Source organism: Nocardioides sp. (assembly GCF_035697785.1).
In the GTDB taxonomy this organism is placed as follows: domain Bacteria; phylum Actinomycetota; class Actinomycetes; order Propionibacteriales; family Nocardioidaceae; genus Nocardioides_B.
This window is the reverse complement of record NZ_DASSCL010000174.1, coordinates 1-12770: the sequence shown is the minus strand read 5'-3', so window position 1 is coordinate 12770 and position 12770 is coordinate 1. Positions and strand designations below refer to the sequence as shown.

At 72.1% G+C, this 12770-nt stretch carries 12 protein-coding genes; 5 read left to right on the top strand and 7 right to left on the bottom strand.

Annotated features, from left to right (window positions below; all coding sequences use genetic code 11):
• Positions 1-11: 11 nt before the first annotated feature.
• The 4 genes from VFH10_RS18055 to VFH10_RS18040 form a co-directional block, all read right to left on the bottom strand.
• Positions 12-1298: a deoxyguanosinetriphosphate triphosphohydrolase gene (locus tag VFH10_RS18055; protein WP_325131098.1), complete on the bottom strand. Its 1287-nt coding sequence runs from the start codon at positions 1296-1298 to the stop codon at positions 12-14.
• A 91-nt stretch (positions 1299-1389) separates the two neighbouring features.
• Complete coding sequence (locus VFH10_RS18050) at positions 1390-2268, bottom strand: SH3 domain-containing protein (RefSeq protein WP_325131097.1); 879 nt, start codon at positions 2266-2268, stop codon at positions 1390-1392.
• A gap of 170 nt (positions 2269-2438) precedes the next feature.
• Entirely contained in the window at positions 2439-3626 is a 1188-nt protein-coding gene (gene dusB, locus VFH10_RS18045) for a tRNA dihydrouridine synthase DusB (RefSeq protein ID WP_325131096.1), read from the bottom strand.
• 22 nt (positions 3627-3648) lie between these two features.
• Complete coding sequence (locus VFH10_RS18040; RefSeq protein ID WP_325131095.1) at positions 3649-6645, bottom strand: helix-turn-helix transcriptional regulator; 2997 nt, start codon at positions 6643-6645, stop codon at positions 3649-3651.
• A gap of 172 nt (positions 6646-6817) precedes the next feature.
• On the opposite strand from VFH10_RS18040, the gene VFH10_RS18035 reads away from it, so the two are divergent.
• Entirely contained in the window at positions 6818-7042 is a 225-nt protein-coding gene (locus VFH10_RS18035; protein ID WP_325131092.1) for a hypothetical protein, read from the top strand.
• A gap of 64 nt (positions 7043-7106) precedes the next feature.
• On the opposite strand, the gene VFH10_RS18030 is transcribed toward VFH10_RS18035, so the two are convergent.
• The 3 genes from VFH10_RS18030 to VFH10_RS18020 all read right to left on the bottom strand — a co-directional run bounded on the left by VFH10_RS18030 (position 7107) and on the right by VFH10_RS18020 (position 9800).
• Positions 7107-7886 (bottom strand): hypothetical protein, encoded by a 780-nt coding sequence (locus VFH10_RS18030; protein ID WP_325131090.1) that lies wholly within the window; start codon positions 7884-7886, stop codon positions 7107-7109.
• Positions 7887-7957: 71 nt separating this feature from the next.
• The gene (locus VFH10_RS18025; RefSeq protein ID WP_325131088.1) at positions 7958-9355 is read right to left on the bottom strand and encodes a glycine--tRNA ligase; all 1398 of its coding nucleotides are present in this window, start codon (positions 9353-9355) and stop codon (positions 7958-7960) included.
• Positions 9356-9470: 115 nt separating this feature from the next.
• Positions 9471-9800 (bottom strand): antibiotic biosynthesis monooxygenase family protein, encoded by a 330-nt coding sequence (locus VFH10_RS18020; protein WP_325131086.1) that lies wholly within the window; start codon positions 9798-9800, stop codon positions 9471-9473.
• A gap of 23 nt (positions 9801-9823) precedes the next feature.
• Here VFH10_RS18020 and VFH10_RS18015 point away from each other — a divergent pair, with 23 nt between their 5' ends.
• The 4 genes from VFH10_RS18015 to VFH10_RS18000 all read left to right on the top strand — a co-directional run.
• The gene (locus VFH10_RS18015) at positions 9824-10600 is read left to right on the top strand and encodes a putative protein N(5)-glutamine methyltransferase (protein ID WP_325131083.1); all 777 of its coding nucleotides are present in this window, start codon (positions 9824-9826) and stop codon (positions 10598-10600) included.
• 33 nt (positions 10601-10633) lie between these two features.
• A complete protein-coding gene (locus VFH10_RS18010; protein WP_325131081.1) occupies positions 10634-11497 on the top strand; it encodes a metal ABC transporter substrate-binding protein in 864 nt (287 codons plus the stop codon).
• Entirely contained in the window at positions 11494-12282 is a 789-nt protein-coding gene (locus VFH10_RS18005) for a metal ABC transporter ATP-binding protein (protein WP_325131079.1), read from the top strand. Before VFH10_RS18010 ends, VFH10_RS18005 begins: the two co-directional genes overlap by 4 nt.
• A partial coding sequence (locus tag VFH10_RS18000) for a metal ABC transporter permease (protein ID WP_325131077.1) occupies positions 12279-12770 on the top strand: 492 nt, incomplete at its 3' end. The genes VFH10_RS18005 and VFH10_RS18000, both read left to right, overlap by 4 nt.

The window sequence follows — 12770 nt, the reverse complement described above, 5'->3', positions numbered from 1 at the left end:
CCCGGCGTGGCTCAGCCGCCCTCGAGGCGGGTGTGCCAGGCCACGGCGGACGCGTCGGTCAGGGAGGCCACTTGGTCGACGACCACGCGCAGCCGCTCCGCGTCGGACGTGGCCCCGGCGAAGTCGGCACGGAACACCGGCTGCAGCTCGGCGGGGCCCCGGTGCCGGAGCTGGGCGACCAGCTCGGAGACAACGTCACGCTGGCGTTCGAGCAGGCCGACCCGGTTGTCGGCGCGCATGACGTAGTGAGCGGCGACCCCCTTGAGGACGGCGATGGCGAGCTCGGTGCGGCGGGGTACGACGAGGTCGGCGGCGTAGCGCACCAGCGGCCCGTCGCCGTACTCCGCACGGGTGGCCTCCTGGACCGACGTGCAGAAGACCCCGATCAGGTCGCTGGTGAGGTTCTTCAGCGCCGCGAGGGCCGCCCGGCTGCCGTCGTAGCGCCCGGTCGGCCAGGAACGCAGCCCGCGCAGCTCGGTCAGCGCCGTGCCGAGCTCGTCGTCGGGCGCGCCCGGGAGGTACCAGTCACGGACGGTGTCGAAGACCGCCTTGCGCTCCCCCGGCGCCTCCAGCCTGCCGAGGTCGATGGTGCCGGCGACGATGCCGTCCTCGAGATCGTGGACGGAGTAGGCGACGTCGTCGGCGAGATCCATCACCTGGGCCTCGATGCACCGCCGGGAGCCGTCCGCCCCCTCACGCAGCCAGGTGAAGACCGCGAGGTCGTCGGCGTAGACGCCGAACTTGCGGCCGGCACGCGGGGTGCCGTCGGCGTGGGAGCCGTGCGGGTCGCGGGCGTCGTCGTGGGTCCAGGGGTACTTCGTGGCCGCGTCGAGCGTCGCCCGGGTGAGGTTCAGGCCGACCGACCGACCTTGGGGGTCGAAGGTCTTGGCCTCGAGCCGGGTGAGGATCCGCAGCGTCTGCGCATTGCCCTCGAAGCCGCCGCACGAGGCGCTGAGCTCGGCCAGCGCGCGCTCACCGTTGTGGCCGAACGGCGGGTGCCCCAGGTCGTGGGCGAGGGCCGCCGTCTCCACGATGTCGGCGTCGCAGCCGATCGTGCGGGCGAGGTCGCGGGCGACCTGGGCAACCTCGAGGGTGTGGGTCAGCCGGTTGCGGACGAAGTCGTCGGTCTGCGGCCCCACCACCTGGGTCTTGGCGGCGAGCCGGCGCAGCGCCGCGGAGTGCACGACGCGGGCCCGGTCGCGCTCGAACGGAGTGCGCCCGGCCGGCCCGCTGGGCTTGGGCGGCTCGTCCACCCAGCGCGCACGGGCGTGCTCGTCGTACCGCTCCATCGACCCCATCGGGGCGACCCTACTGCCCGGCGCGGACGGGCCGATCGGTCCAGACGCTCTCGACCACCGTGGGGCCGCGCTCAGCCACCGGACGGAAGGCTCAGAAGACCTTCACGTGCACGTGGTCGTAGTGGTTGGCCGTGGTCGACCCGCGGTCGGACATGTAGCGCCAGCCCTCGGAGGAGCGCTGCGCGGTCCAGATCCGCTGCGAGTAGATGACGTCGTAGAGGCCGAACGCGCCGCTGTTGGCGCGCAGGTAGTCGGCGACCTGCCACCCGAGCTCGCCGGAGACCATGATGTCGATGGCCCGGCCGTCGGAGTGCTCCCCGTCGCCGCGGTAGCCCCCGTAGGACGTGATCGTCGGGAACTCGGCGCAGACCGCGCGCAGCACCGTGACCGCGCTGGCGGTGATGCCGCTCTCGATCTCCGAGCCGTTGGCGCACGGGGCGGAGCTGAACCCGCCCACGGTGACCGCGCCGCCGTCCGCCGTCTCCTCCTCGGGCTTCTGCTTCGCGAGGTAGTCGGCGCTGACCCAGTAGGCCTCGTCCTTCCAGATCACCTCGGCGTAGCCGTCGTCGACCTCACCGGTGATGGAGAGCTTGGTGGCCGGGTCGACGGTGGTGACCACGTCGGCGTTCTCGGCCGGGGTCTCGCGGATGTTGAGGTCCGCGGTGCTGAACTTGTGACCCTTGGGCTTCGGCTCGTCCTCGATCGTGACCCGCCGGGCGGAGCGGCTGATGCTCTGCTCGCGGTCCTCCATGCGCTCGCGCATGTCGGCGCTGATCACCGTGCCGGAGCGCGCGGCGCCGATGTTGGCGCCGGCCATCGCGGACGGTTCCGGGGCGGCGACGTCACCGGCCAGGGAGAGCCCGACCACGGACCCCGTCACGAGAGTGGCTGCGAGTGCCGGCAGAGCGACGCGGATGAGGCGTCGGCGGCCGGCATGCTCGACGACCGCCTTGTGGCGTGCGGAGGTCACGGACAGGTTCACCCACCAGGAGTTGACGACAAAGCAACGAGTGAAGCACAGGTGTTTCGCGGCGTCACATCCGGTTCAGACAGGAATAACACGTTTCCCGCGGGATTCCGGCGATTCTTCGTGTCGAGGATCACCGTGTCGGGCGCCAGGTGTGCAGTCGTTCGACCGGCTCAGCCTCCGGAGTGCATGTCCTCCTGCACGGCGCAGTCGGTGCCGTCGGTGTCGTCGAGCCATCCCTCGGGGAGTACGACGCGGCGCGGGTTGCCCTGCCGTCCGCGTGGGGTGCCGAGCGTGGCCACCGGGAACGGCTCGGCCGGGTCGAGGTCGGCCAGCAGCTCGTCGAGCGCGGCCAGCGAGGACACCAGGCCGAGGTCGCGGCGCATCTCGCCCCCCGCGGCGAAGCCCTTGAGGTACCAGGTGACGTGCTTGCGGAACTCCTTGCAGCCGCGCTCCTCCCCCATGTTGCGGCTGAGCAGCTCGGCGTGCCGGCGCATCATCGCGGTCACCTCGCCGAGCGACGGGGTCTCTACGGTGCCCGACACCGTGGAGCCGTCCGGCGCGAAGGCTGCCGCGAGGTCGCGGAACAGCCACGGCCGGCCGAGGCAGCCGCGGCCCACCACGACGCCGGCCGCGCCGGTCTGCTCGACCATCCGGACCGCGTCGGCCGCTTCCCAGATGTCACCGTTGCCGAGCACCGGGATGTCGACGTGGGCGACGAGCTCGCCGATCGCGTCCCAGTCGGCGGCGCCCGAGTAGGCCTGGCTGACCGTGCGGCCGTGCAGGGCGATCGCCGCGCAGCCGGACTCCTGGGCGATCCGGCCGGCGTCGAGGTAGGTGAGGTGGTCCTCGTCGATGCCCTTGCGGGTCTTCATCGTGACCGGCACGTCGTACGGCGCCGCCGCACGCACCGCCGCCTCGAGGATGTCGCCGAGCAACCGGCGCTTCCAGGGCAGCGCGCCGCCACCGCCCTTGCGGGTCACCTTGGGGACCGGGCAGCCGAAGTTCAGGTCGATGTGGGCGACGCCGTACTCCGCGCACAGGATCTCGGCCGCCTTGCCGACGTAGACCGGGTCGGTGCCGTAGAGCTGCACCGACCGGACGTCCTCGAGCTCGTCGAAGACCAGCATCGACTCGGTGACCGCGTCGCGCTCGACGAGTCCGCGGCTGGTGATCATCTCGCAGACGAAGAGCCCAGTGGAGCCCTGCGCCGCCATCTGTTCCAGGCAGAGTCGGCGGTACGCCGCGTTGGTGATCCCTGCCATCGGCGCGAGCACGACCGGGGTGTCGACGCGCAGCGAGCCGAGCACGAGCTCACGCGGCAGCGCGTGCGTCGTGGGGTTCTCGGCCGTCAGGGTCACCGCACCATTGTGCGGGGGTCGCTCAGGCCTGCCCAAATCCGCTGCCGGTGGCGTCGGTCGCGCGCAGCCGTAGCGCCAGCGCCGAGACCTCTTGCCGCGACCTGGTGCCGGTCTTGCGGAGCAGGTGTGAGACGTGCGTGCTGACGGTCTTCTCACTGATGAACAGGGCTTCTGCGATCTCGGCGTAGGTGCGACCGGCGACCAGGTGGGCAAGCACCTCGCCCTCCCGGGCCGTCAGTCCGGACAGCCGTCCGGACGGCGGGCGTGGCTCGGGCGGTGCCTGGCGCGGGTCCTCCAGCGGGACTCGGATCGACGCGGCCAGCGCCTCGACGTCCACGAGGAGGCGGGCCGCGCCCTCCCGCGATGCGTAGGCGCGCACCTCGCGCAGCGGTGCCGCGGCGCTGCCGGCTGCCCCGCGGATGGCCAGGCTCTCCGCCTGACGCCATCGCGCAAGGTTCTGCTCCCAGTGCAGTGAGGCGCGCTCGCACAGCCGTGCGGCGCTCGACCAGGCATCCGGGTCGAGGACGCCGCTGCAACGCGCCATCTCCGCGGCGAAGATGGCCGCGTAGGCGGGCTGCACCGAATCGTCGGCATCGGCCGGCTCGAACGGCTCACCGGGAAGACCGGCGCGCGCCCCCACGAGCTGTGCCAGCTCCGCGCGGGCGCGATCGACGCCGCGGTGGTCGCCGCGGTCGCGCGCGGCCAGGACGAGATCGGCGGCGGCCCGCGCCCCCCACATCACCATCCGGTCGGCGACTCGTGGATCCACCGAGTGGGCCTGCAGAGTTCGCCGGACCAAGTGCAGGGCTCGGGCCGGTTCGCCCCTCGCCAGGAGGTACTCCGCCAGTCCCGGGGGTGCCTCCAGACCCGGGCGCTCCTCCAGGGCAACCACCTGCTCCTGTGCCCGGCGCTCGTGCAGCTCCGCGGCCGGGAGGTCCCCGCGCCGGACGGCGATGACCATCGCGGCCAGGCGCACGACTGCTGAGCCAGAGCTCACGTCGGCCACGCTCAGTCCGGTGCGCACCGCATCCATGCCCTCTCGCAACCGTCCATGCTCGGCAAGCGTCGCGGCCAGGAACCCACTGCGCCAGACCGCCGAGGCGAGGGCGCCGTCCTCCAGCGCCCACTGGAGTGCCTCGATCTCCATCTGGACCGCCTCGCGAAGCCGGCCCCGGGCCAGGAGGCAGTTGGTCAGCGCCTGCGCCGCGCTGGAGACCAGGTCCGGGTCGGCCGCGAGCCTGGCGTAGCGCAGCGCCTCCTGACCGTTCGCGCACTCCGATTCCCCGCCGGAGTTCGCCCAGGCGCAGGCCTCGTGCGCGACGGACATCGCCGCCGGAGACGCAGAGCGACGCGCGGCGACGAGCGCGGCCTCAGCCACCCGCCGGGCTTCCTCGAGGTCGCCGACCCAGACCAGGGCCCAGGTCAGCTCGGCCAAGGCCCTGGCGTGCTCGGCGGTGTCCGACAGCGCTTCGGTCCGCGACACCAGCCTCCTGGCGTCGGCGACGGCATCGTGCCCATGGCCGCGCGTCCAGAACAGCTCGTCCCAGCGGATGAGGGTCAGCCGGGTCAGGAGCAACACATCTCCGCTCGCCTCGGCGAGGGCCAGTCCCCGGTCGGCCGCTGCGACGGCTTCGGCCGACCGGCCGACACGTGCGAGCGTGACCGCGGCACGCTCCCACAGCTCTGCCTCACCACGTCCGCCGGCCGGAGTGGTGTCCACCCGGGGCCAGAGTCGCGCCGCGCGCACCAGATGCATTGCCTCGTCCCGCCAGAGGCGCGCGCCGCGGGCCGCGTCCGCCGCTTCGAGCGAGGCGGCGAAGCTCTCGTCGAGGTCCCCCGCGCCCTCGAAGTGCCGGGCGAGATCGCCGAGTCGGCGTACGTCCTCCCCACCGACCGCGGACGTCGAACGCAGCCCAGCCGCCCATGCCCGATGAAGTGGGGCGGCCTCGCCCGGCAGGAAGGTCGCCTCCAACACCTCGGCAAGGAGTGGATGGCGGAACCACACGGTGTCCTCGTCCGTCCGGACCACGAGTCCGCCCGTGATCGATGCCGACAGGGCGCCGGTGACATCTGCCGAGGGGACGCCGCGGTCGGCGCACACGGCTCGAAGCTGCTCGACACGTGTCGGCCTGCCGGCGACGACGAGGGTCTGCAGCACGTCGCGAGCGACGTGTGGAAGCCGATGCCAGGCAGCCAGCAGGGCATCGGACAGGTTCTCCGGCAGTCCTTCCGGTAGTGACTCGGCGCGGGCGTCGAGACCCTCGGTGAGCAGCTCGGTCAGGTATGCGTTTCCTCCGGATCGCGCCACGACGTCCCTGACCAGGCCGGGACTCGGGACACCGCCCAGAAGCAGCGTGAGCTGCTCCTCGGTCTCTGCCGGCGAGAGTCGGCCGAGGCGCAGATCGCCCACGCCCGGGAGTCTCCGGACGTCCGCAAGCCAGCCGTGCATCGGGTCACCGGTCCCGAGCTCTTCGTCGCGGTAGGTGGCCAGCACCAGCAACGGCTGCCGCCCGAAGCCGCCGATGACGTACATCAGGGCATCTCGAGACGCGGCGTCCGCCCACTGAACGTCGTCCATCACCAGGACGGTGGGGCCGAGAGCAACGATCTGTGACACGAGCGCGTCCGCGACGGTGACGGCGCGGACGGCGGAGTCGTGGATCGCGGCTCCCAGGGAGGGCAGCACGCTGGCCGCTCCCGGCACGGCACCCAGCACCCGCTGCCGCACCGCAGGGTGAGCGGCGTCGAGCCACTGCTCGAGTGACGTCACCCAGGGCAGGAACGCCGACTCGAACGCCCCGAACCGGAGACAGCGTCCCCACACGACGGTGAAGCCACCCTCGCGCGCGCGGTCACAGATCTCTCGCACCAGGCGGGTCTTGCCCACGCCCGACTCGCCGTGCACGAACACCGCGCTCGGCTCGCCCTCGGCCGCACGCCCGATGGCGGACTCCAGCAGCCCGAGCTCCCGCAGCCGTCCGGCCATCCGGGGCGGCCGCGCCCCTCCGCTCCGGGTCATCGGTGCTCAGTCTGCTCGGCGCTGCGTCGTATGTCTGTAGTCCGTGAGGGTCGCCGGCCGGAACCTCAGGGGTCCGCGGCCCCGACCTCAGGAGTCGTTCCCGATGTGGGGCAGGACCCCTGAGCACGAGGGTCGAAGACAGCCACCATCCGCTACCACCGAGGTGATCCACATGAACAGCACCGCCCGCAGCAGCAACATCGTCTCCGCCCTGACCCTCGTCGTCGTGACCTCGATCGCCACCGCCACGCCCGCCGGGGCTTCGCAACCTCGCGGTCCGGAGGGCGCGGACGCGACGTCCACGGCGGTGTACGCCGAGCCGCTCGACGCCCTCGACGGCCGCACCCTGGCTGAGTACATCGCCGACCACCAGGTCGGAGACCGGCGCCTGGGCTGAGACACCTCAGCGCGGGAGCAAACCCCGGTTCGCTGTCGGCGGACCGGGGTCGTCGGTCAGCGGGTCAGTTGTTCCCGCCGGACCCGCCGCCGTTGTTGTTGCCGCCCTTCTTCTTGTCCTTCTTGGGCGGCTTGACCTCGCCGGTCCACTCGATCGGGTCGAAGGCCTGGTCGGGCCGGAAGCTCATCGACTCCAGCGATCCCTTGTTGGGCGCGAGGTACACCAGGCACGTGTCGACGCTGTCCCCGGACTTGAACCTCTTGGGCAGCGGCGTCGAGGCGCAGGGCTTGAAGGCCGTGGTGAAGTTCACCGCGGGCAGCAGCGTGTTCTCCTCGTTGACGCCCCACAACGGGACCGGGCTGCCGCCGACATTCTTGTCACCGACGTTCTCGACGGCGACCTTGACGTAGAAGTAGTTGGCCTTGCGCTTGTAGTCGTCGTCGAGGATGAAGCCCTCGAAGTCGGAGAGCCGACCCTTTCGGGCGCTCTTCACGGTCAGGTCCAGCAGCGTGCTCTTCTTCTGGTTCGGCTCGAACACGACGGTCGCGGTCTCCCCGAACTCGAGGTCGGAGCCCTGGGCGGTCACCTCGACCCCCTCGGGGACCGACACGTCCGCGGTCGGCGACTCGGTGGGGGCGTCCTGGCCGGCCGACGCCTCGTCGGTGGACGACTCGTCGGTGGACGACTCGTCGGACGAGGCCTCCCCGGTGGCGGAGGACTCGGCGGTCGGTTCGTCGTCAGGCGAACTGCAGCCGGTCACCACGAGCCCGAGCACGGCGGCGGACGCCATCAGGTGGGTCAGCCGCGAGCGTCGGCCGGGGGTGCGACGAGGGGTGGAGGACACCGACTCATTGTGCAGGAGCCACCCAGCCCGTCGGAGCGCAACCGCGACATCGCCCCTGCCGCGACCGCGGGTCAGCAGCCCACCAGACGCTCGGCGAACCAGGACCGGACCTGGTCCAGACCGACGCGCTCCTGCGCCATCGAGTCCCGCTCGCGCACGGTCACGGCGTTGTCGTCGAGCGTGTCGAAGTCGACGGTGACGCAGTACGGCGTACCGATCTCGTCCTGGCGCCGGTAGCGACGCCCGATCGCCCCAGAGTCGTCGAACTCGACGTTCCAGAGCGTGCGCAGCTCGGCGGCGAGGTCCTTGGCCTTCGGGGACAGGTCGGCGTTGCGCGACAGCGGGAGCACCGCGACCTTGACCGGAGCGAGCCGGGCGTCGAGCCGCAGCACGGTGCGCTTGTCGACGCCACCCTTGGTGTTGGGGGCCTCGTCCTCGGTGTAGGCGTCGACCAGGAACGTCATGAGGCTGCGCGACAGACCGGCCGCCGGCTCGATCACGTAGGGCGTGTAGCGCTCGTTAGCCGCCTGGTCGTAGTAGCTGAGGTCGGCGCCGGAGTGCTTGGCGTGCGTGGTCAGGTCGAAGTCAGTGCGGTTGGCGATGCCCTCGAGCTCACCCCACTCTGAGCCGGCGAACCGGAAGCGGTACTCGATGTCGACGGTGCGCTTGGAGTAGTGGCTGAGCTTCTCCTCGGGGTGCTCGAAGTGGCGCAGGTTGTCGGGGTCGATGCCCAGGTCGACGTACCACTTCGTGCGCTCGTCGATCCAGTACTGGTGCCACTCCTCGTCCTCGCCGGGCCGGACGAAGTACTCCATCTCCATCTGCTCGAACTCGCGCGTGCGGAAGATGAAGTTGCCGGGCGTGATCTCGTTGCGGAAGCTCTTGCCGATCTGGGCGATGCCGAACGGCGGCTTGCGACGGCTCGAGGTCACCACGTTGGCGAAGTTGAGGAAGATGCCCTGCGCGGTCTCGGGCCGCAGGTAGTGCAGGCCGGAGTCGTCCTCGACCACGCCGAGGTAGGTCTTCAGCAGGCCGGAGAACTGCCGGGGCTCGGTCCAGGCGCCCCGGGTGCCGCAGTTGGTGCAAACGACGAGCGCGAGGTCGACGTCATCGGGGTTGTCGATCCCCTTCTTCTCGGCGTACGCCTCCTGCAGGTGGTCGGCCCGGAACCGCTTGTGGCAGGACTGGCACTCGGTGAGCGGGTCCATGAAGGTGTCGACGTGGCCGCTGGCCTCCCACGTCTGACGCGGCAGGATGACGCTGGAGTCGAGACCGACGACGTCCTCGCGGGCCTGCACCGTCGACTTCCACCACTGGCGCTTGATGTTGTCCTTGAGTTCGACACCGAGTGGGCCGTAGTCCCAGGCGGAGCGGGTGCCGCCGTAGATCTCGCCGCAGGGGTAGACGAAACCCCGGCGCTTGGCGAGGGAGACGACAGCGTCGACGGCGGAAACGGGCTTGCTGGACACGGGGGATGCTCCATCTGGTCGGCGCGACCGGCTGGCTACCGGCGCGAAGCGACCAGCCTATCTGCAGAGGTCGCGCGTGTAGGCACTGCCGTCGCGAGCCACGCGCGACCCTCGGTCAATCGAGCTGGCGCGGGATGGCTTCGTTGAGCCCGGCGTGGCCGGGCGGGACGACCTCGTAGGCCGACGGCTCGTCGATCGCCTGTGACAGCAGGGGAACGGCGGCCAGCTTCACGTCGTACGACGAGAGCGCCCGGCGGTAGCTGCCGACGTTCTCCCACCGGGTGGTGAGCAACCACAGCTCGGGCTCGTCCACGTTGCGGCCGACCGCGCCGTCGACGAAACCGGGCCGCTCGCGCAGCGCGTCGAGGGCCTGCTGCAACCCGCCGCGCATCGCGTCGCCGGCGGTCGGGTCCGGCCCGGAGCGGAAGCGGTTCACCACGATCACGGCCGCGACACTACCGTCGGGCCGTGACCTCCTCCCCCGACGTCGTGGTGGCGCGTCTGCGCGGGGCGGGGTGCGTGTTCGCGGAGGACGAGGCGGCCCTGCTCCGCGCCGAGGCCCGCGACGATGCGCACCTGGAGTCGATGGTCGCCGACCGGGTGGCGGGGCGGCCGCTCGAGCAGATCGTCGGCTGGGTGGAGTTCCGCGGGCTCCGGGTGCTGGTGGGACCCGGGGTGTTCGTGCCGCGGGTGCGCACCGAGCACCTCGCCGACCTCACCGTGGACCTTGCCCGTGCGGCGGACCGCCCGGTCGTCGTCGAGCTGTGCTGCGGTGTGGCGGCCATCGGCACGGTGGTCCTCGCCACGCTCGACGACGTGGAGCTGGTGGTGGCCGATGTCGACAGGGCGGCGGTCGCGGTGGCCCGGCGCAACCTCGGCGACCGCGCCGCGGTGCTGCAGGGCGACCTGGACGAGCCGCTGCCGGACCACCTGCGCGGTCGCGTCGACGTGCTCGTCGCCAACGCGCCGTACGTCCCCACCGACGCGGTCGGCTCCATGCCGCCCGAGGCCCGCGAGCACGAGCCGCTCGTCGCCCTCGACGGCGGCGCCGACGGGCTCGACGTCGCCCGTCGCCTGGTCGGCGTCGCCCACCGGTGGCTCGCGCCGGGCGGCCACCTCGTCATCGAGACCAGCCGGGGCCAGGCGGCATCGCTGCTGGACGCGTTCACGGCGGCCGGACTGGAAGCCCGGGTGACCCGCGACGAGGCGCGGGACGGCACCGCGGTGGTCGGGCGCCGCGTTTGACAACGGTTCTCAGCCAAGTTGAGAATGATTCTCATGCCGAGATCGTCCCGCGGGCTACTCGCCCTCGCCGCCACGGTGCCGCTGCTGGCCGGGTGCGGCGCCGTGGACGCGGGCGGTGCCGACGGGACTGCGGTGGTGGCGTCGTTCTACCCGCTGGAGTACGTCGCGGAACGGGTCGCCGGTGAGCACGCGGAGGTGACCGGCCTGGTCGCTCCCGGCCAGGAGCCGCACGACCTCGAGCTCAGCTTCGAGCAGACCGCGGAGGTCGCCGAGGCCGACGTGGTGCTGTTCTCGCGGGGTCTCCAGCCGGCCGTCGACGACGCCGTGGACCAGTCCTCGTCCGAGCACGTCGTGGACGGCAGCGAGGTCACCGAGGACGGCGACCCGCACTTCTGGCTCGACCCGACCCGGTTGAGCAGCGTCGCGGCGCAGTTCGCCGAGGCGGTCGCCGCCGCGGACCCCGACCACGAGGCCGCGTACGCCGAAAACCTCGCCGCGCTGCAGCGGGACCTGGACACGCTCGACACCGAGTTCGAGAAGGGGCTCGGGTCCTGCGCCCGCGACACCGTCGTGGTCAGCCACGACGCCTTCGGCTACCTGGGCGCGAGGTACGGCCTGGACCTGCGGCCGATCAGCGGCCTCTCGCCCGACGCCGAGCCGTCGCCGGCGCACCTGGCCGAGCTGGCCGACCTGATCGAGTCCGAGGGCGTCACCACGGTCTTCTCCGAGACCCTCGCCTCCCCCGAGCTCGCGGACAGCCTGGCCGGCGACCTGGGTCTCGAGACCGCGGTCCTCGACCCGGTCGAGGGGCTCGGCGAGGAGACCCAGGACGACGACTACCTCTCGTTGATGCGGGCCAACCTGGCCGCCCTGCGGAAGGCGAACGACTGCTCGTGACCGCGCCACTGATCCACACCCGCGATGTCGCCGTCGAGCTCGGCGGTCGTCCGGTCCTGCGCGGCATCGACCTGTCGGTCGCCGCCGGCGAGGTCGTCGCGGTCCTGGGCGCCAACGGCTCCGGCAAGTCCACGCTGGTCCGCACGCTGCTGGGTCTGGTGCCGCCGGTGCGTGGCGACGTCGAGCTGTTCGGCACCCGGCTGGACGCGTTCCGCGCGTGGGAGCGTGTGGGCTTCGTGCCGCAGCGCGCCACCGCGACCTCCGGCGTACCGGCGACGGTCGGCGAGGTGGTGGCGGCGGGCCGGCTGTCTCGGCGTACCCCGTTCCTGCCCCTGCGTCGCGCCGACCGGGACGCGATCACCGCGGCGGTCGAGGCGGTCGGCCTCGGTGGCCGGCTCGGCGACGGCGTCTCGACTCTGTCGGGGGGCCAGCAGCAGCGCGTGCTCATCGCCCGGGCGCTCGCCGGCGAGCCGGAGCTGCTGGTGCTCGACGAACCGACCGCCGGCGTCGACGTGCAGTCACAGCGGGCGTTCGCAGACGCGCTCGGGGGGCTGGTGGCCCGCGGCGCGACGATCGTGCTGGTCGCCCACGAGCTCGGCCCGCTCGCCGACCTGGTCGGTCGCGCGGTGGTGATGCGGGACGGTCGGCTGGTGTACGACGGCCCGCCGCTGGCGGCGTTCACCGACGCCGACCACGGCCACCATCACCACGGGGCGCCCCGCGGGACCGACCACGTGCCGACGGTCGCGGGACCCCTGGACCCACTGAGCCGGGAGGTGGAATGAGCATCCTCGCCTACGACTTCGTGATCCGGGCGCTGCTCGGCGCGCTCTTCACCGGGCTCGCCGCGCCCGCCGTGGGCACCTACCTCGTGCAACGCAGGCTGGCCCTGATGGGCGACGGGCTCGGCCACGTCGCGGTCACCGGGGTGGCACTCGGGCTGCTCACCGGCGCCGCGCCCCTGCTCACCGCGCTGGTCGTGGCCATCCTCGGGGCGGTCGCCATCGAGGCGATCCGGGGCCGCGGCCGCACCAGCGGCGACGTCGCCCTGGCCCTGCTGTTCTACGGCGGCATCGCCGGCGGCGTGCTGATCACCGGACTGGCCGGACAGAGCGCCGCCGTCCTGAACAGCTACTTGTTCGGCTCGATCACCACCATCTCCCCTGGCGACGTCTGGGTGACGGTCGTCCTCGCGCTGGTCGTGCTCACGGTGTGCGTCGGGCTCTCGCCCCAGCTGTTCGCCGTCGCCCACGACGCGGAGTTCGCCCGGGTG